The 16,718-nt window shown below is 72.1% G+C and carries 14 protein-coding genes, 2 tRNA genes and 2 pseudogenes; 11 read left to right on the forward strand and 7 right to left on the reverse strand.

Annotation, left to right across the window (positions count from 1 at the left end):
* The first annotated feature begins 72 nt into the window (after window positions 1–72).
* Window positions 73–279 (forward strand): hypothetical protein, encoded by a 207-nt coding sequence (locus JT723_RS07260; RefSeq protein WP_205043669.1) that lies wholly within the window; start codon window positions 73–75, stop codon window positions 277–279.
* A 202-nt stretch (window positions 280–481) separates the two neighbouring features.
* On the opposite strand, the gene JT723_RS07265 is transcribed toward JT723_RS07260, so the two are convergent.
* The gene (locus tag JT723_RS07265; protein ID WP_251513292.1) at window positions 482–979 is read right to left on the reverse strand and encodes an RrF2 family transcriptional regulator; all 498 of its coding nucleotides are present in this window, start codon (window positions 977–979) and stop codon (window positions 482–484) included.
* 184 nt (window positions 980–1,163) lie between these two features.
* On the opposite strand from JT723_RS07265, the gene JT723_RS07270 reads away from it, so the two are divergent.
* The 5 genes from JT723_RS07270 (at window position 1,164) to JT723_RS07290 (ending at window position 6,111) form a co-directional block, all read left to right on the forward strand.
* On the forward strand, window positions 1,164–1,904 hold the full coding sequence (locus JT723_RS07270; RefSeq protein WP_205043670.1) for an SDR family oxidoreductase: 741 nt from the start codon (window positions 1,164–1,166) through the stop codon (window positions 1,902–1,904).
* A 302-nt stretch (window positions 1,905–2,206) separates the two neighbouring features.
* Window positions 2,207–2,512 (forward strand): hypothetical protein, encoded by a 306-nt coding sequence (locus tag JT723_RS07275; RefSeq protein WP_205043671.1) that lies wholly within the window; start codon window positions 2,207–2,209, stop codon window positions 2,510–2,512.
* 214 nt (window positions 2,513–2,726) lie between these two features.
* Window positions 2,727–3,587 (forward strand): DUF1906 domain-containing protein, encoded by an 861-nt coding sequence (locus tag JT723_RS07280; protein WP_205043672.1) that lies wholly within the window; start codon window positions 2,727–2,729, stop codon window positions 3,585–3,587.
* A gap of 225 nt (window positions 3,588–3,812) precedes the next feature.
* Window positions 3,813–4,337, forward strand: coding sequence for a SigE family RNA polymerase sigma factor (locus tag JT723_RS07285; protein WP_205043673.1), 525 nt, complete (start codon window positions 3,813–3,815; stop codon window positions 4,335–4,337).
* A 124-nt stretch (window positions 4,338–4,461) separates the two neighbouring features.
* Window positions 4,462–6,111: a long-chain fatty acid--CoA ligase gene (locus JT723_RS07290; protein WP_205043674.1), complete on the forward strand. Its 1,650-nt coding sequence runs from the start codon at window positions 4,462–4,464 to the stop codon at window positions 6,109–6,111.
* Between the two features lie 446 nt (window positions 6,112–6,557).
* Here JT723_RS07290 and pdxR read toward each other — a convergent pair whose 3' ends face one another.
* Window positions 6,558–8,021: a MocR-like pyridoxine biosynthesis transcription factor PdxR gene (pdxR, locus tag JT723_RS07295; RefSeq protein ID WP_205043675.1), complete on the reverse strand. Its 1,464-nt coding sequence runs from the start codon at window positions 8,019–8,021 to the stop codon at window positions 6,558–6,560.
* A gap of 47 nt (window positions 8,022–8,068) precedes the next feature.
* Between pdxR and JT723_RS07300 the strand changes: the two genes are divergently transcribed.
* Window positions 8,069–8,563, forward strand: a complete 495-nt coding sequence (locus tag JT723_RS07300) for a carboxymuconolactone decarboxylase family protein (protein WP_205043676.1) — start codon at window positions 8,069–8,071, stop codon at window positions 8,561–8,563.
* A gap of 30 nt (window positions 8,564–8,593) precedes the next feature.
* Here JT723_RS07300 and JT723_RS07305 read toward each other — a convergent pair whose 3' ends face one another.
* Together JT723_RS07305 and JT723_RS07310 are read right to left on the reverse strand one after the other, a co-directional pair.
* On the reverse strand, window positions 8,594–12,145 hold the full coding sequence (locus JT723_RS07305) for a hybrid sensor histidine kinase/response regulator (protein ID WP_205043677.1): 3,552 nt from the start codon (window positions 12,143–12,145) through the stop codon (window positions 8,594–8,596).
* 349 nt (window positions 12,146–12,494) lie between these two features.
* Window positions 12,495–12,995: an SSI family serine proteinase inhibitor gene (locus JT723_RS07310; RefSeq protein ID WP_240165245.1), complete on the reverse strand. Its 501-nt coding sequence runs from the start codon at window positions 12,993–12,995 to the stop codon at window positions 12,495–12,497.
* Window positions 12,996–13,209: 214 nt separating this feature from the next.
* On the opposite strand from JT723_RS07310, the gene JT723_RS07315 reads away from it, so the two are divergent.
* A tRNA-Ser gene (locus JT723_RS07315) sits at window positions 13,210–13,303 on the forward strand.
* Between the two features lie 158 nt (window positions 13,304–13,461).
* A tRNA-Arg gene (locus tag JT723_RS07320) sits at window positions 13,462–13,534 on the forward strand.
* 82 nt (window positions 13,535–13,616) lie between these two features.
* Here the strand turns inward: JT723_RS07320 and JT723_RS07325 are convergent.
* Both JT723_RS07325 and JT723_RS07330 read right to left on the reverse strand, forming a co-directional pair.
* A pseudogene (locus tag JT723_RS07325) lies at window positions 13,617–14,033 on the reverse strand (site-specific integrase); the annotation flags it as partial.
* Window positions 13,988–14,095, reverse strand: a pseudogene (locus tag JT723_RS07330) (mobile element transfer protein); the annotation flags it as partial. The pseudogenes JT723_RS07325 and JT723_RS07330, both read right to left, overlap by 46 nt.
* A 407-nt stretch (window positions 14,096–14,502) precedes the next feature.
* Here JT723_RS07330 and JT723_RS07335 point away from each other — a divergent pair.
* Window positions 14,503–15,009, forward strand: coding sequence for a hypothetical protein (locus tag JT723_RS07335; protein ID WP_205043678.1), 507 nt, complete (start codon window positions 14,503–14,505; stop codon window positions 15,007–15,009).
* Between the two features lie 244 nt (window positions 15,010–15,253).
* The gene (locus tag JT723_RS07340) at window positions 15,254–15,880 is read left to right on the forward strand and encodes a DUF6461 domain-containing protein (RefSeq protein ID WP_205043679.1); all 627 of its coding nucleotides are present in this window, start codon (window positions 15,254–15,256) and stop codon (window positions 15,878–15,880) included.
* A gap of 396 nt (window positions 15,881–16,276) precedes the next feature.
* Here JT723_RS07340 and JT723_RS07345 read toward each other — a convergent pair whose 3' ends face one another.
* Window positions 16,277–16,609, reverse strand: coding sequence for a hypothetical protein (locus tag JT723_RS07345; protein ID WP_205043999.1), 333 nt, complete (start codon window positions 16,607–16,609; stop codon window positions 16,277–16,279).
* Window positions 16,610–16,718 lie beyond the last annotated feature (109 nt).

The raw sequence follows: 16,718 nt of genomic DNA on the forward strand, positions 1-16,718 counted from the left end.
CTGTGGCTGTACCCGGGCAACGGCCGCGGAGGGTTCGGTGCGCGAAAGCTTGTCGGCGCCGGATGGAATGCCATGGCTGCTTTCATCTCCGTGGGTGACACCACGGGAGATGGCAGGAGCGACCTGCTGACCGTCACCAACAGCCAATACCGGAGCCAGAACCCCCAGACGCCCGGTGGCGCCGGTCAGCAGATCAGCTATGCGGCCAACGGGCGCGGCTCGTTGTACGGCCCCACCTGGGTCGACAACTCCTGGTTCGGGCTCCACGGGGTGTCGTAGCGCCGGCAGGGCAGGGGAGTGCCTGATTGCGGGCGCTCGGTGGGTCGTTGTGGTGCTCGGGAACTGCCCCGCCACCTGCTCGGCGGACTCCGCCGCCATGGGCGGCCTCAAGGCGGACGGACCCGGTGACCCGGATGTCGTGGCCACCGCGGCGGCTCCCGCTGAGGCCGCGGGGCTGACGGCTCCCGCCGAGGCCGCGGGGCTACAGCGAGGGTGAGCCGGGGGCCGGGGCGGACAGCCATGTGCTGATGCCTGCCATCGTCTCGGGCCCGTAGTCGTCGTTGACGCTCGCCGCCAGGTCGGCGACGGTTATCGCCCGCAAGGTGGCGCGCCATGCCGCGTCGGCGGCGGACATCGCCCGGGAGATGGGGCAGGGCCGGGTGCAGGCCTCCTCGGGTGCGGCCAGCGGGCCGCGTTTACGGATCTCCGTGCAGACGAAGGCGGGCTGCGGGCCGTCGATCGCCGTGACGACGTCGAGGACGGTGATCAGCTCGGGGGACCTGGTCAGGACGTATCCGCCGGCCTTGCCCTGGACGGAGCGTACGAGATCGGCGCGGGAGAGCGCCTGGAGCTGCTTGGCCAGGTAACTGCCGGACACGTCGTGGAGTTCCGCGAGGCGGGCCGCGGGGACCGGCTCGTCGGCCGCGGTCAGGACGACGCAGCAGTGCAGCGCCCACTCGACGCCACCGGACAGCTTCACGCCCCCGCACCTCCTCGGCTTGACCCGGACCTCGGCTGGACCCCTACTTCGGCTCGGCTCAGGCCCCGGCTTGACTCGGACAAAGACTATCCGACTATTATCTCGGATAAGAAGTGTCCGAGTTGCGGAGGCGGCGTCCTCCCTCGACCCTGCGTGCCCTCGGCACGCGCGAAAGGCGGCAGACATGAAGGTCACCGTTATCGGCGGCACGGGACTGATCGGCTCGCAGGTGGTCAGGCTGCTGACCGGCGCCGGGCACGAGGCGGTGCCGGCGGCGCTGTCCACCGGGGTCGACCTGATCAGCGGGGAGGGCCTGGACGAGGCGGTCGAGGGCGCCGACGTCGTCGTCAACCTGTCGAACTCGCCGACCTTCGACGCCGCCTCCCTGGACTTCTTCCGCACCTCGATGGGCAACCTGCTGGCCGCCGGCGAGAAGGCGGGGGTCGGGCACCAGGTCATCCTGTCGATCGTCGGCGTGGACAAGGTGCCCGCTCTGGACTATTACCGAGCCAAGGCGCTCCAGGAGGAGCTGCTGCAGCAGGGGCCGACGCCGTACTCGATCGTGCGCGCCACGCAGTTCTTCGAGTTCATGGACGCGGTCCTGTCCTGGACCTCGGACGCGGAGACCGTACGGCTGCCGGCGACGCCCGTGCAGCCTATGGCCGCGGCCGACGTGGCCGCCGCGGTCGCCGAGGTCGCGACCGGTGCGCCGCTGCGGGGCATCCGCAACGTCGCGGGTCCCGACGTCTTCCGGCTCGACGAGCTGGGCAAGGTCACGCTGGACGCGCAGGGCGACGGCCGGCCCGTCGTCACCGACGACCAGGCCGGGATGTTCGCGGCCGTCGAGGGCGACGTCCTGATCGGCGGCCCGGACGCGCACCTGGCGCCCACCCACTACCGCGACTGGCTCCAGCAGGCCCGCTGAGTACGCCCCCGGGTGCGCCTGCCGCTCAGTCGCTACGGGTGCGCCTGCCGGCCTCGCGCGACCCGTGGTGAGGGGGCGCGCGCCCGGCGCCCGGATGCCCCCAAAACGGGCATCAAGCAGGTTTGTCGACAGATCGTCACGCGTGCGAGGGAAATGGATCAAGCGGGCGCGTTCCGCGCGGATGCCCTGGGCAAGTCTGGATTCGGCGACGCCGTCAGAACACCAGGTGGAGCGGTCGGCCGGCCGCTCCACCGCAGACAGCAGGTCCGAGTTCGGAATTCTGTCCCCTGGGAGGGAACACCATGGCAAGCATCCGTACCGTCCGTGTCCTGGCCGCCGTGGCCGCACTGCCTGTCGCGGCAGTGCTGTTCGCCGGCACCGCCGTGGCCGACGACGGCGCTTTCGCGGGTGGCCACTCGAACGCGACGGTCGTGAGCAACTCCGGCGGCAACGTCGGCGGCTTCAACTTCGGCAACGTGACGACGACGCAGCAGGCCGCCACCGGCGACGGCGCGTCGAACCAGAACAACACCGCGAGTGTGGCCGGCGCCGGCTTCACCGCCATCGACCAGAACACCGTCAACATCCACTTCTCACCGCTCTGGTGACCCATCGGGGGGCCTCGACGCCCGCGCGCTGAGGAGGTGCGGGCCGGCTGGCAGCAGCCAGGGGCGCGCGACGGCATCCCCGTGCCGTCGTGCGCCCCGCTGGTTTTCCACAGGCTGTGGACAATGTGCGGCCGGCAGGTCGAAGGGCGTCACGGACGGGTGTGCGGCGGCGTGTCTGCGTGCCACGGGGCCGCTCGCCACGTTCACTCACGGAATGAGCGAAACAAGTACTTTTATCCGTTATGTCCGCCGCCTGCTGGTCGGCACCCTGACGCTGACCGGTCTGCTCCTTCCCGCGGCGACCGCCGCAGCCGCCTCGGGGGCCGGCGGTGCCAACCGGGGCGACACCGCACCCCGCATTTTCCAGGGTCGCGGCTTCGACACGTGCCAGGCACCCGACCTGGCGACGATGCGCGCGTGGCGGGCGTCCTCCGCCTACCGCGCCGTCGGCATCTACTTCGGCGGCCGGGCGCGCGCCTGCAAGAGCCAGCTGAACCTGACCACCGACTGGGTGCGGCAGACCACCGCGGCGGGGTGGAGCCTGCTGCCGATCTACGTCGGGTCGCAGAGCCCCTGCGTGGGCGGCACCAACAAGAACCCCTACCGCATCGACCCGGCGAAGGCGGCGTCACAGGGCGGCACCGAGGGCGGCGACGCGGTGACCGCCGCGAAGGCGCTTGGCCTGGGCAAGGGCAGCGCCCTCTACCTCGACATGGAGGCGTACGACATCGGCAACACCGCCTGCGCCGCCACCACCCTGACGTTCCTGCGCGGCTGGGACCGCCAGGTGCAGGCCGCCGGCTACCTGGCCGGCTTCTACAGCAGCGCCGACTCCGGCATCAAGCACGTCGAGAGCGCCCGCAGGGCCGGTGTCGCCGACCTGCCGGACGCCGTCTGGTACGCCCGCTGGGGCGTCAGCGCGACGCTGACCGACGAGCCCGCGCTCAGCCCCACCGCGTGGGCGTCGCACGCCCGCATCCACCAGTACACCGGCAGCGTCACCGAGTCCTACGGCGGCAAGAAGCTGACCATCGACCGGGACCTGATCGACGCCCCGGTGGCTGTGGTCGACTGACGCGGGACGGTACGGCCGGCAGGCCGCCGGGAGGCGTCCCCGGTTGCTGCCGGGTGCCGCTGGGAGGCGTCCCCGTACGCCCTCGGGTGTATCCCCTGCGGGAAAGGCGCGTGCGGCTCCCCCCTCGGGGGGTGGGGAAAGCCCCCGCCCTACGACCTGAGGGTGATCCCGTTTCGGCACCTGCGGCCGATCCGCGAGGGGTGCCCGGCAACCTAGCGTGGAGCCATGACCACGCCTGTGTGCACCAGCGCCAGCACGACGCAGTTCACGGCCTACGTACGCACCAAGGGTCCGACGCTGCTGCGCACCGCGCGCTCCCTGACCCCCAACCCCGCCGACGCAGAGGACCTGCTGCAGACCGCCCTGACCAAGACGTACCTCGCCTGGGACCGGATCGACGACCACCGGGCCGTCGACGGGTACGTCAGGCGCACCCTGGTCAACACCAGGACGTCGCAGTGGCGCAAGCGCAAGGTCGACGAGTTCAGCACCGACGAACTGCCCGAGCCCGCCCCCGTCGGCGCTCCCGACCTCACCGAGCAGCAGGCGCAGCGCGACGCCCTGCTGCGCGCGATATCCCGGCTCCCCCCGCGCCAGCGGGCCATGGTCGTACTCCGCTACTACGAGGACATGAGCGAGGCGCAGACCGCGGAGACCATGGGCGTGTCGATCGGCACCGTCAAGAGCGCGGTCTCGCGCGCACTGGGCAAGCTGCGCGACGACCCCGAGCTGGAGCTGTGCGTGGCCTGAGGGCATAGGGCCGGGGGTCCGGGCGCCGCAGGCCGCGCGGGGGGTAGTGACATACCACCTGGTATGCCAGCACAATCGCGGGATACCGACCTCGCCGACCTCACGTAGCCGCCGGAGGCCCGCTGTGCTGAGCACCATGCAGGACGTACCGCTGACAGTGACCCGCATCCTCGTGCACGGGACGGTGGTCCACGGCAGGTCCCAGGTCACGACGTGGACTGGCGACGGCGAACCGCAGCGCCGCACCTTCCGCGAGGTGGGCCTGCGTGCGGTGCAGCTGGCGAACGCACTCCGCGACGAGCTGGGCGTGGCCGAGGGCGACCGGATCGGCACCCTCATGTGGAACAACGCCGAACACCTGGAGGCGTACCTCGCCATCCCCTCCATGGGCTCGGTACTGCACACCCTCAACCTGCGGCTGCCCGCCGACCAGCTGGTGTGGATCGTCAACCACGCCGCCGACCGGGTGGTCCTGGTCAACGGGACGCTGCTGCCGCTGCTCGCCCCGCTGCTCCCGCAGCTGGAACCGCTGGAGCACATCGTCGTCGTCGGCCCCGGCGACCGCGGCCTGCTCGACGGCTGCCGGCCCGCGGTGCACGACTACGAGGAGCTGATCGCCGGCCGCCCCGAGACCTACCCCTGGCCCGAGCTGGACGAACGCAGCGCCGCCGCCATGTGCTACACCTCCGGCACCACCGGTGACCCCAAGGGCGTCGTCTACTCCCACCGCTCGGTCTACCTGCACTCCATGCAGGTCAACTCGGCCGAGTCGATGGGCCTCACCGACCACGACACGACACTGCCGGTCGTGCCGATGTTCCACGTCAACTCGTGGGGACTGCCGCACGCGGCCTTCATGAGCGGCGTCAACCTGCTCATGCCCGACCGCTTCCTGCAGCCCGCGCCGCTCGCCGAGATGATCGAGAGCGAGCGGCCCACGCACGCCGCCGCCGTACCCACCATCTGGCAGGGGCTGCTGGCCGAGCTGACCGCCAAACCCCGCGACGTCAGCTCGCTCAAGCGGGTGACGATCGGCGGGTCCGCCTGCCCGCCCGCCCTGATGAAGGCCTTCGACGAGCAGCTCGGCGTGCAGCTCTGCCACGCCTGGGGCATGACGGAGACCTCCCCGCTGGGCACTGTGGCGCTGCCGCCCGCGGGCGTCGACGGCGAGGAGGAGTGGGCGTACCGCATCACGCAGGGCCGCTTCCCCGCGTCCGTCGAGGCCCGGCTGATCGGCCCCGACGGCTCGGTGATGCCCTGGGACAACGAGTCCGCGGGCGAACTGGAGGTCCGCGGACCGTGGATCGCCGGTGCGTACTACGGCGGCGCCGGCGCCGAACCGATCCGGCCCGAGGACAAGTTCAGCCCCGACGGCTGGCTGCGTACGGGCGACGTCGGCGTCATCTCGCCCGACGGCTACCTCACCCTCACCGACCGGGCCAAGGACGTCATCAAGTCGGGCGGCGAGTGGATCTCCTCCGTCGCCCTGGAGAACGAGCTGATGGCGCACCCGGACGTCGTCGAGGCGGCGGTCGTCGCCGTCCCCGACGAACGGTGGGGCGAACGGCCCCTCGCCACGGTCGTCCTGGCGGAGGGCTCGGCCGCGGGCTACGCGGAACTGCGGGAGTTCCTCGCGGGGCGGGTGGCGAAGTGGCAGGTGCCGGAGCGGTGGGCGATTATTTCGGCGGTGCCGAAGACGAGTGTGGGGAAGTTCGACAAAAAGGTGCTCCGCAGGTCGTACGCCGACGGTGAGCTGGACGTCACCCAGCTCTAGCGCGGGGGCGGCGCCCCCTGCTGGCCGCGGTGGGTGTGCGGCTCCCCTTCGGCAGGGGGTGCCCACCAGGGGCGCGGGGAACTGCGCGCTCAGCCCTCCCCCAGGGCTTTGCCTGGGGGTGCCCCCATCTCGCTTCGCTCGCGGCCGGTGGTCCGGCTCCGGACCGAAGAGCCCCTTCGGGTCGGTGACGACCCGCGCCCCGGTGGGGGCTGGTCGCGCAGTTCCCCGCGCCCCTGGGGTGGTTGCGGTCCGTCGCCACACGACGGTTGTGGTGGGCTGGTCGCGCAGTTTCCCGCGCCCCTATGAGCTCGGCCCAGGCGCAGGGGCGCCCTGCGGGTAGCGCGGCCACGCGGCGGCAGCCGCAGATCAGGTGCAGCCCCGTGGCCCTATGTGCTTGGCCCCGCCGAAGAGGCAGCCTGCGGGGGCGCCCCCCCGCGTAGGGGGCGTTACCACGGAGGGGGCGGGAGGATGTCGGTGAGGGCGGTGAGGGCTGAGGGGAAGGCGGGGTCGGGTGGGGCGGCGTAGCCGACGACGAGGCCGTCGGGGGCCGGGGAAGTCGCCGACGGGTGGCGGAAGTCGGCGAGGGGGTCCAGGGCGAGGCACTGGAAGGCTGCGGCCCGGGCCGCAGCCGCCTCGGTGCCCGGGGGCAGGCGGAGCACCGCGTGGAGGCCGGCCGCGATGCCGGTCACCTCGATGTGCGGGGCCAGTTCGGCCAGGACGGAGGCGAGCTGGTCCCGGCGGCGCCGGTAGCGCTGCCGCATGCCGCGCAGGTGGCGGTCGTAGCCGCCGGACTCGATGAAGTCGGCGAGTGTGAGCTGTTCGAGGACGCTCACCGTCGGCTCCCGCTCGCCCTTGGCCGCGACGACGACGTCCACCAGGTGCGCGGGCAGGGCCATCCAGCCGAGCCGGAGCGCGGGGGACAGGCTCTTGCTGGCCGAGCCCAGGTAGGCGACCCGCTCCGGGTCGAGGCCCTGTACGGCGCCCACCGGTTGCCGGTCGTAGCGGAATTCGCCGTCGTAGTCGTCCTCGAAGACGAGTCCGCCGGCTTCCCGCGCCCAGCCGACGGCCGCGGCCCGCCGGTCGGGGTGCAGGGCGACGCCGGTGGGGAACTGGTGCGCGGGGGTGAGCAGGACGGCGGCCGCGCCGCTGGTGGCGAGGCCCGTGGGGTCGGCGCCGCGCGCGTCGACGGGCAACGGGAGGGTGGTCAGGCCCGCGGCGGTGAGGATGCGGCGGTGGTGCGGCAGTCCGTACTCCTCCACCGCGACCGGTGCGGACCGCACCTGCGGGACGGTCGCGAGCAGCCGCAGCGCGCCTGCGACGCCCGAGGTGACCACGATCCGCTCGGGCGAGGTCCGCACCCCGCGCGCCCTGGCCAGGTAGCCGGCCAGTGCGCGGCGCAGTTCGATGCGGCCGCGCGGGTCGCCGGGGCCGAAGGCGTCGTTGGGCGCGGCGGTGAGCGCCCGCCGGGAGGCGGCCAGCCAGCCGGTGCGGGGGAAGGACCCGGTGTGCGGCACTCCTTGCCGCAGGTCGTAGGCGGGCCGGGGTGCGGGGGCCGGTGGCGGGTCGGGTGCGGGGGGCGGCGCGGCCCGTTCCGCGACCCGGGTGCCGGAGCCCTGCCGTGCGGTGAGCCAGCCTTCGGCGACGAGTTCCGCGTAGGCGTCGGCGACGGCGTTGCGCGCCATGCCGAGGTCGGCGGCGAGAGAGCGGTAGGGCGGCAGCCGGGTGCCGGGCGGGAGCCGCCCGCTGCTGACGGCGTCGCGCAGCGCCCTGGCGAGGACGGCCCGCTTGCCGCCGCGGGTGCTGCCGCCGTCGGCGGTCAGTTCGAGGTGCAGGTCGCGGCCGAGGGCCGCGGCTGCCTCCGCCCACCCGGCGTCCGCGCCGTCCACCGAATTGACCCGTTCATCTGTCATGGAATTGCACTCTACGCCCGGTCACTGTGCCTTCTAGGCTGATCATCATGACAACGACGACAGACGCAGCCGAAACGACCACCGCCGACCGTATCGACATCGCCACCGCGGCCCCCAAGGTCTTCAAGGCTCTCATCGGTTTCGACGCCGCCTCGCGCGCGGGCCTCGACCCGACCCTGGTCGAGCTGGTGCAGACGCGCGCCTCGCAGATCAACGGCTGCGCGTACTGCCTGCACATGCACACCAAGGACGCCCGCAGGCGCGGTGAGACCGAGGAGCGGCTGTACCTGCTGTCGGCCTGGCGCGAGGCACGGCACTTCTACACCGCCAAGGAGCAGGCCGCGCTCGCCTTCACCGAGGCCGTCACGCTGGTCGCGCAGGCCGGCGTACCCGACGACGTGTACGACGAGGCCGCCGCGCACTTCGACGACGCGGAACTGGCCCAGCTGCTGGGCCTGGTCCTGACCATCAACGCCTGGAACCGCATCGCACTCACCAGCCGCCGCCGCGCCGGCACGGACGCACGGGCCGCCGCACACTGACCGCACCGGATACGACCCGACGGTTGACGGTCAGGTGCCGATCTTGCCGAGCAGGTCCACGATCCTGGACTGCACGTCCGTGCTCGTGGAGCGCTCGGCGAGGAAGAGCACGGTCTCGCCGGACGCCAGCCGGGGCAGCTCGGCCGGGTCGATGTCGGCGGAGGTGTAGACGACCAGCGGGGTGTTGTTCAGGCGAGCGTGCCCGCGCAGCCAGTCCACGATGCCCTGCCGCCTGCGGCGGATCAGCATCAGGTCCATGACCACCAGGTTCGGGTGGATCTGCGCCGCCTTGGTCATCGCCTCCGCCTCGGAACCTGCGTGCGCGACCTGCATGCCGCGCCGTTCCAGCGTCGCCGCGAAGGCCTGCGCGATCGGCTCGTGCCCCTCCACCAGCAGCACCCGCGGCGGGTGCTGCTCGCTGTCGCGCGGCGCCAGCGCCTTGAGCAGCACGGCGGGGTCGGCGCCGTACGCCGCCTCCCGCGTCGCCTGGCCGAGCCCGGCCGTCACCAGCACCGGTACGTCGGCCGCCGCGGCCGCCTGCCGCAGCGCCTGGAGCGCGGTCCGGGTGATCGGGCCGGTCAGCGGGTCCACGAACAGCGCCGCCGGCGGCTCTGCGACCTGCGCGTCGACCTCCTCGCGGGACCGTACGATCACCGGCCGGTAGCCGCGGTCGGTCAGCGCCTGCCGCGTCGACACGTCGGGCTCGGGCCACACCAGCAGCCGGCGCGGCTCGTCCAGCGGCTCCTCGACGCGGTCGTCGGCCACGTCGGTGACGTCCACGGCGCCGTTCGGCCCGTCCAGCGGCTCGGGACCCTCGTCGGCGCCGGCCGCGGGCGCGCCTATCGCGTACGACCTGCCGGGGGCCTGCGGCTGCGCGGGTGCGGGCGGCACCGGGCGCAGCAGGGCCGTCTCCTCCTCGGGCGCGGGCGGCGCCTCCTGGAGGTCCTGCGGGCTCTGCCGGTCCTGCCGGCTCGGGCGGTTCACCGGCAACTGGCCGCTGTCCGGGTCCGCCTGCGGGTGCTGGCGGGCCTGCGTCTCGCCGCCGGGGCCGTGCGGCTGGCTCGGCACCTGCTGGATGAGGCTGCGGCTCGACGGCTCGTTGTCGGCGGCTGCCCGGTCCGGGTTGAGCCGGCGGCGGCGCCCGGAACCGCCCGCCGCGACCTGCGCGGGCAGGCCCTGCGGGCTGTGCGCCTCGACCGCCTGCGTCTGGCTCTGCGGGTCCTGCGAACCGTCGGGCCGGTGCCCGTACGGCACGCCCTGGCCGAGGGTGCGGACGCTTATGGCCCTGCCGTACGTACTGGTGCTGTGCGACTGGTCGTGCTGCGGCGGGGCCGGCGGCGCGGAGGCCACGGGACCCGGCTGCGGGACCGCGGGCGCGGGCGGCGGAGGCGGCGGGGGTGCCGCGGGAGCCGGGCGGGTGCCCTGGGCCGCGGGCCAGTTGGTCGCGGGCGGCAGGGCGTTGCGCGGGGTGCCGCCGTCGGTTGCGGCGGGGGGCTCGGGCGCCGACTGCGGCTTCTGCTGGTTCTGCTGCGGAAGCTGGGGCTGGGCCGCGGGGGCGGTCTGCGCGGACGCGTTGGGCCAGGCCTGCGGGGTCGGCGGGGCCGGGAGACCTGCGGCGGGCCAGGACTGCGGTGCGGGCTGCGGCTGCGGCGGCACCGGTGCGGCGGGGGGCTCGACGGCGCGGCGGGCCGCACGGCGGCCGGTCTCCGGCGTCGCGTCGGGGGTGGCGGGCGGCAGCGCGTTGGGGATCGGCGCGGCGGGCAGCTCGGCCCGGTCAGGCGCCGGGTCCAGCTCCTGCGGCTGGCCCTGCGCCTCCTCGGTGCGGGCCGCCCTGCGACGCCCCGTCGGCTGTACGGGCGCGGGCGCCGCCTCGACCGGTGCGGGCCGGCCCTCGGGCCTGCGCAGCGCACGCCGGCGCCCGGTCGGGGCGCCGTCCTGCGGTGCCTGGCCGGCTTCCGCCGCGGGAACCTGGCCCTGCGTGCCCCGGGCGGGCTCCGACGGCAGCGGCATCACGGTGGTGTCCGACTCGCGCGGCTGGTCGCCGTCGCCGGCCGCGGCGGAACGGGCGGCCGTACGCGTACCGCCGTCCGACTGCGCTGCGGCGGCCTGCTGCGGCACACCGCCGTTGCCCTTGCCGGCGGGCACCTCGAGGACGTAGGCGCTGCCCTGGCCCGGCACCTCGTGGGTCTGCAGCACACCGCCGTGCCGCTCCACGATGCCGCGGGCCAGCGGCAGATGCACCGGGTCGCCGCCGGCGTGCGGGCCGCGGACGTCGATCCGTATCACGTCGCCGCGCAAGGCCGCGGCCACCACGATCGTCGAGTCGCCGGTATAGGCGATGGCATTGCCGGCCGAGTCGATGCCCGCGACGTCCGCGACCAGGTGGGCCAGCGCCTGCGCCATCCGCTCGCCGTCGACCGCCGCCTGGATCGGCGGCGCGTGCACCGCGAACTGCGCCCGGCCCGGGCCGATCAGCTCCGTCGCGCCCTCCACGGCCGCCGCGATCACCTGGTCGAGGCCGACGTCCTCGCGGCGCAGCTTGTCCTCGCCGCGGTCCAGCCGCTGGAAGGCCAGCACATTGTCGATGAGCGTGGTGATACGGGCGTAGCCGGCCGCCAGGTGGTGCAGGATCTGGTTGGCCTCGGGCCACAGCTGCCCCGCAGGGTCGGCGGCCAGGCCGGTCAGCTCGCCCCGCAGTTCGGCCAGCGGGCCGCGCAGCGAGGTGTCGAGCAGGGCGCTCAGCTGACCGCTGCGGGCGGCCAGCGCGTCGTACGCCGTCCGGTCGGTGAAGGTCATCACCGCGCCGACCAGCTGGTCGCCGTCGCGCACCGGCGCCGTCGTCAGGTCGACCGGCACAGGGCGGCCGTCCTTGCGCCACAGCACCTGCCCGCGCACCCGGTGCTTGCGCCCGCTGCGCAGCGTGTCGGCCAGCGGCGTCTCCTCGTACGCCAGCGCGCTGCCGTCCGGGCGCGAGTGGTGCACCAGCGGGTGCAGCTCCTTGCCGCCCAGGTCGGTGGCGCGGTAACCGAGGATCTGCGCGGCCGACGGGTTGACCAGGACGACCTTGCCCGCCGTGTCGACGCCGACCACGCCTTCGGCCGCGGCCCGCAGGATCATCTCGGTCTGCCGCTGCTGGCGGGCCAGTTCGGCTTCGGTGTCCATGGTGCCGGTCAGGTCGCGGACCACCAGCATGAGCAGCTCGTCGCCGGTGTAGTGCGGCACACCGTCGCCGTAGTCTGCGTACGGGGTGCGGCCGTTCTCCAGGTTCGCGCTGGTCACCTCGACGGGGAAGTCCGTGCCGTCGGTGCGCCGGGCGACCATCCTGGTCGGCTTCGTCCTGGTGTCCTCCGCCGCCTCGCGCGGGCTGCGCATGGAGCCGGGGATGCGCTTGGAGTCGAAGGACGGGAGCAGGTCGAGCAGACCCCGGCCCACCAGGGCGGTCCCCGGCGACTCGAAGGTCTCCAGCGCTATGGCGTTGGCATTGACCACGGTGCCGTTGACGTCGACCAGGAGCAGGGCGTCGGGCAGGGCGTCGAGTATGGAGGCGAGGCGAGCAGCGCCTCTGGATGGCCTGCTGCTCACGAGACGCGTCCTCTCTGCTTTCCGCTCTGTTCTTGTCCCGGGTGGCTTGCCGCGCACGGCGCGATCCCGCCGGTGCCGTCGGCTGTCTTTACGGGCGGCCCATCTTGCCGCCACCCCCGGGCCATGTCACTAGACCGAGTGTACGGGTCGGGTCCCCGCGTGCGGCTGCGGATGCCCATGTGGGGCTGTGCGCATAGGGGTTCGGATATGTGGGGGGTTTGTGTGGTGTGCGTCACGGGTGGGGCATGACGTGCGGATATGCGCTCCCTGTGCCTTGTCGAGTGCTCGGGCGGCCGGGTGCTCAGGCGCTGGGGCGCTCACGTTCTCGGGCGCTCGGGCGCTCACGCGCTCAGGTCGCGAGCATGCGGCGGCCGCCGTCCGAGCCGCCGACGGGCGAGGGGAGCGCCGGCACCATGCGGTTCCAGCGGGCGACCTCGCAGCCGTCCGTCCTGCGGTAGGTCTCGTCCACCACCTCGCCGCCCCACACGCCGGTGACATGCGCGGTCTGCGGGCCGCCGTAGATCATCGAGCACATCTGCCCGGACGGCACCGGCGCCAGCGGCCCGCCCAGCTCGTCCAGCCGCGCGCACGCGTCCCGCTCCTCCGCGGTCGCGGCCAGGCCGCAGGTCAGCGTGCGGGTTGCGGTACGTCCGGCGCCGTCGTCGTACACGACGGTGAGCCGGTCGCCGAGCCCGGCGACGCCCGGCCGGGGCAGTCCGACAGCCCCCGCAGGGCCGGCGAAAACGGCGGCCAGGGTGTACGCGGCCGCGCACCAGGCCAGCCGGCGGGCGAGGCGGGGGCGGAGCCGGTCGGTCGGCCGGGGCGTGGTGCGGGAAGTCATGTGAGGCATGCTCCTCCTTTATCCCGGCGGAACCCGGCAACCCACGCATTCCACCCGTTCGTGGGCGTGCCGCCCCCGGCTCAGGCCTCCCTTCCGCCGCCCCGCCGAAGCCAACCCCTTTGCCCTGCCGACCGGCGGCCTTGTACCGTAGTCTGCGATTGGTCGCAGCCCGCAGGGCTGTGTCATCATCTGCACACGCACCCGCTCACCCGGGTTGCACGCTGGAGGCGTCGCCTAGTCCGGTCTATGGCGCCGCACTGCTAATGCGGTTTGGGCTTTACCGTCCATCGAGGGTTCAAATCCCTCCGCCTCCGCCACCACCCGGAACCCCGCTCGTCCCCCCGGACGGCGGGGTTCCCGCGTTCCCGCCCCCTCCCCCGCCCCGCCCCCCTTACCGATTTCACCTCCCGCCCCACCTCATGTAATGTTGTCTCCGCAAGCCGCCGACCGGCCCAAAACGCCGCGAAGCAGCCGAGCACTCGTAGCTCAACGGATAGAGCATCTGACTACGGATCAGAAGGTTGCAGGTTCGAATCCTGCCGAGTGCACAGCAGGTCAGAGCCCCGCCCGGATCATCCGGAGCGGGGCTCTTCCGTGCCGTACAGCAGCGAAGTACAGCAACGGCTGATGTCAGCCGGTGCCCATCGCCTCCGACAGCTGCCGGAGTGCCGTCCGCACCTCTTCCTCGCTCGCCTCCGCGTAGACCTCCATCGTCATGGCGATCTGCGAGTGACGAAGGATGCGCTGTGCCACCTTCGGGTGGACCGTGAGCGCCACCAGGAGCGAGCTGCACGTGTGCCCGGGTTTCCGCAGCGGGATCACGCGCAGGCCCGCCCGACGAGCGCGTAAGACGAACATCCGGGTGAGGTTGCCCGGCTCGATAGGGGTGCGGTACTTCGTGGTGAAGACCAGGCCGTGAGCGTCCTGCCACAGGTCCCCGGCCTTCTTTGGGTCGCCGTCCTGCTGGGCTTGGCGCATCCGGAGTGCTCTCAGGCACAGTTCGGGCAGCGGCAGGCGCGGGAATGGCAGCCGGTGGAGAAGCTGCAGCGAGGGGCGGTGCAAGCCGCGGTGTGATTCTCGTGGCTTCTCTGGTCGTAGGCGGTGCCGACACCACGAACGACGCCGAGGCCGAGTTACAACTTTCTCTACGAGTTCAAGGCACCCGGCTGCGCTACCGCTCCGCCGGGCGCGCGTCCGGCTCCTGGCCGGCCGTCGCTCCTGTCTCCGCCCCGCTCGGCTCGGCCGGCGCCGCGCGCGCCCACGAGGGTTGGCCGGCGGCATGAGGTCAGAACCGTCGTCAGCTGGGGCCGGTTGGCTCCACGGCTTTAGGCAGCCACCATGGGGCGAGCCTCGAAGATCGGGGCCATTATCGGGCCTTAACGGGCAGGTCCACAGACCGCCCGAAGCGCCGCAAGCTTACTGGCCCCGATCTCTCGCCCCATGGCAACTCCCGCCCAAAGCCGCTCCACCGACCTCGCTGTACCGTCTCCGCAGACGATCACAGGGGAGGGCCACGATGACGGATGATCTCCAGTTCAGCTGGGAGCTACGCGGTTCAGGCTGGGCCACGTGCCGTATCGCTGACAGCAACTCGGAGCGGAAGGATGCTGTCAGCTACTGCACGGACGCTCTTGCTGACCTGCTGCATGGCGTTGTGGGCCTCTATGGGGCATCGGCTGTCCAGCGAGTTTCCTTCGACCTTGAGCCGGCCGAAGTCAGATGGGTCCTCCGGAGTCGAGGATTGAATGTGGACATCGCTATCTACCGGTTCCCGGATATAAGCACGAGTTGGGACGCGCCTGACGAGCAGGGCACCCTCGCCTGGAGTTCCACACAACCCCGTCGCGTCCTCGGCCACGTGGTCATAGATGCAGCACAGGCCGTTCTACAGCTTCACGGCGAGGATGGCTACCGAGAGAAGTGGGTCCAGCACCCCTTCCCCGTTGCCGCACTGCAGGACCTCCACCGGCTGCACCTGAGACAAGACAGATGTGACCGCCAGCACGAGCTGTCGTTCCCTTAACCGTGCCTGGGCCGTCGCTGGGCCGTCCGAGGGCGGCCGAAGGCGACCAACGCTGACAACCGGTGACGGCTCAGCCACAGGTCACGGCGTTGGTCGCTCGGAAGGCCCCAGGTCGGCGGAGACCCGCACCACTTCCAGAAGAACTAGCCTGCAGCACGCGCAGTCGGCCCCTAACCAGCGGTTCCCGCTGTTGCCGGAGGCTCTGTCGTACCCCGGACCTAGGCTCCGCGGTATGGGCTTTCGGATGGACAGCGTGGAGTGGGAAGCACTCGTAGCGCGGTACGGGTGGGCCGATGGTGACGAGTTCGACTGGTACACCGTGTCGGTTGTCGCCGGTAAGACCGAGGACCAGGTGATCGCCGCGTTCGGCGGGGACCCTGCCGGTACGTCCAGAACCATGACGTTCGGCGAGGCCATCGAGGACACCGCAGCACACCTGTACAAGGATTACCACCTGCTGGGTGTACTGGCGGAAGGGCGGCATGTCTGGACCATGGAGCCCGGCTACCACGGCAACATCCCGGAGATCGCCCGGCGGGCCTCGGCCAACGGCGGTGAGTTCTTCAGCGTGTACGAGGACATCAACGCGCGTTGCCAGGTGATGCACGCTGCCGACGGCCGGGTGACAGGAGCCTTCGACCCCATCGGCCTGGAGGACGCCGACTTCTACCACGACTTGCCGGAACTCCCGGCCTGGGCGGAGGGGGCCACCTTTCCAATGGAGCAGCTCAGTGCCGTTACCTTCGCCCTGATGGAACGCACCATGGGCGTCCCTTTCGATCCGGACCTGTTGCGCACCCCGGTCCGCACCGTGACGCTCCCTGCCCCCGGCGTGCTCTTCACGGATACCGACGCGGCCTGGCGGCCATGAGGCCCCACCAAAGCCTAGAGTCGGGCTCTCACGTGGTGGCGTGGCATTGGGCGTCATTCATTGGCGTGGAGGACGGGGAGATAGCTGGAGGAGCGCGCGCGTGCCCGCTGCGTGCCCGTCTGAGGGGCGAACGAGGGGAACCAACAGCGGGCCGGACGCCCCGGAAGCCCTGTACGACGCTGTAGGAGGTCACCGCGGGGGCACCGCACTGGTCTTCCAAATTAGTGCTCTTCGCCACCGGGAAACCCGTGCCACTACCGGGCAAACTCGGTCGGGGGTCACGGGGGAACAGAGGTAAACGACGGGAGGGATGATCGCCGCGTCAGCTCAGCAAGCCGAAGTGCAGGTCACGGCCCCGATCGGCTACTCGCTCTCCTGAAGCCGTGATTGCTCGACCTACCGCTGTAGGCGGGCGCAGGCCACCAGTGCGCCCCCGTCTTCGGTGAAATAGCACAGGAAGGACCATTTCTGATCGGCAGAATCGATCAGCCCTCCGCGCACCGGCCGACCATGTTCGCGGAGGAGTCGCACCATTCTTTCCAACCCGAGAGGTTCGACCCCGCGCTGCCGCATGCGCGGAAGCCGGAGTGCAAACACTCCGGCATGTTGTTCTGCGGGATGCGTCGTATCCCACACGCTGTAGGTGGCGGCGCTGCGGAGGGCGGCCAGAGCAGCCGCGGACACCTCGTCGTCACCGGCCAACAGCTTCTCCAGTACCTGCCGTTCCATGGTCACCCCCGTGGCGATCCTGCGGTACAGGAGCCAGGTACAGCAACCCCAGCAACCGTCCCCGTCCGGTAGCGTCCATTGGGAGCCCGATGAGGGCCGCAATGGCCGT

This window comes from Actinacidiphila bryophytorum (genome assembly GCF_016916835.1).
In the GTDB taxonomy this organism is placed as follows: Bacteria; Actinomycetota; Actinomycetes; order Streptomycetales; family Streptomycetaceae; genus Actinacidiphila; species Actinacidiphila bryophytorum.

Excerpts from the sequence above, each read along its gene's own strand:
- JT723_RS07260 (WP_205043669.1), top strand. The coding sequence starts at position 73 with ATGGCTGCTTTCATCTCCGTGGGTGACACCACGGGAGATGGCAGGAGC.
- JT723_RS07270 (WP_205043670.1), top strand. The coding sequence starts at position 1,164 with ATGAAGGTCACCGTTATCGGCGGCACGGGACTGATCGGCTCGCAGGTG.
- JT723_RS07275 (WP_205043671.1), top strand. The coding sequence starts at position 2,207 with ATGGCAAGCATCCGTACCGTCCGTGTCCTGGCCGCCGTGGCCGCACTG.
- JT723_RS07280 (WP_205043672.1), top strand. The coding sequence starts at position 2,727 with ATGAGCGAAACAAGTACTTTTATCCGTTATGTCCGCCGCCTGCTGGTC.
- JT723_RS07285 (WP_205043673.1), top strand. The coding sequence starts at position 3,813 with ATGACCACGCCTGTGTGCACCAGCGCCAGCACGACGCAGTTCACGGCC.
- pdxR (WP_205043675.1), bottom strand. The coding sequence starts at position 8,021 with ATGACAGATGAACGGGTCAATTCGGTGGACGGCGCGGACGCCGGGTGG.
- JT723_RS07300 (WP_205043676.1), top strand. The coding sequence starts at position 8,069 with ATGACAACGACGACAGACGCAGCCGAAACGACCACCGCCGACCGTATC.
- JT723_RS07310 (WP_240165245.1), bottom strand. The coding sequence starts at position 12,995 with ATGCCTCACATGACTTCCCGCACCACGCCCCGGCCGACCGACCGGCTC.
- JT723_RS07335 (WP_205043678.1), top strand. The coding sequence starts at position 14,503 with ATGACGGATGATCTCCAGTTCAGCTGGGAGCTACGCGGTTCAGGCTGG.
- JT723_RS07340 (WP_205043679.1), top strand. The coding sequence starts at position 15,254 with ATGGACAGCGTGGAGTGGGAAGCACTCGTAGCGCGGTACGGGTGGGCC.
- JT723_RS07345 (WP_205043999.1), bottom strand. The coding sequence starts at position 16,609 with ATGGAACGGCAGGTACTGGAGAAGCTGTTGGCCGGTGACGACGAGGTG.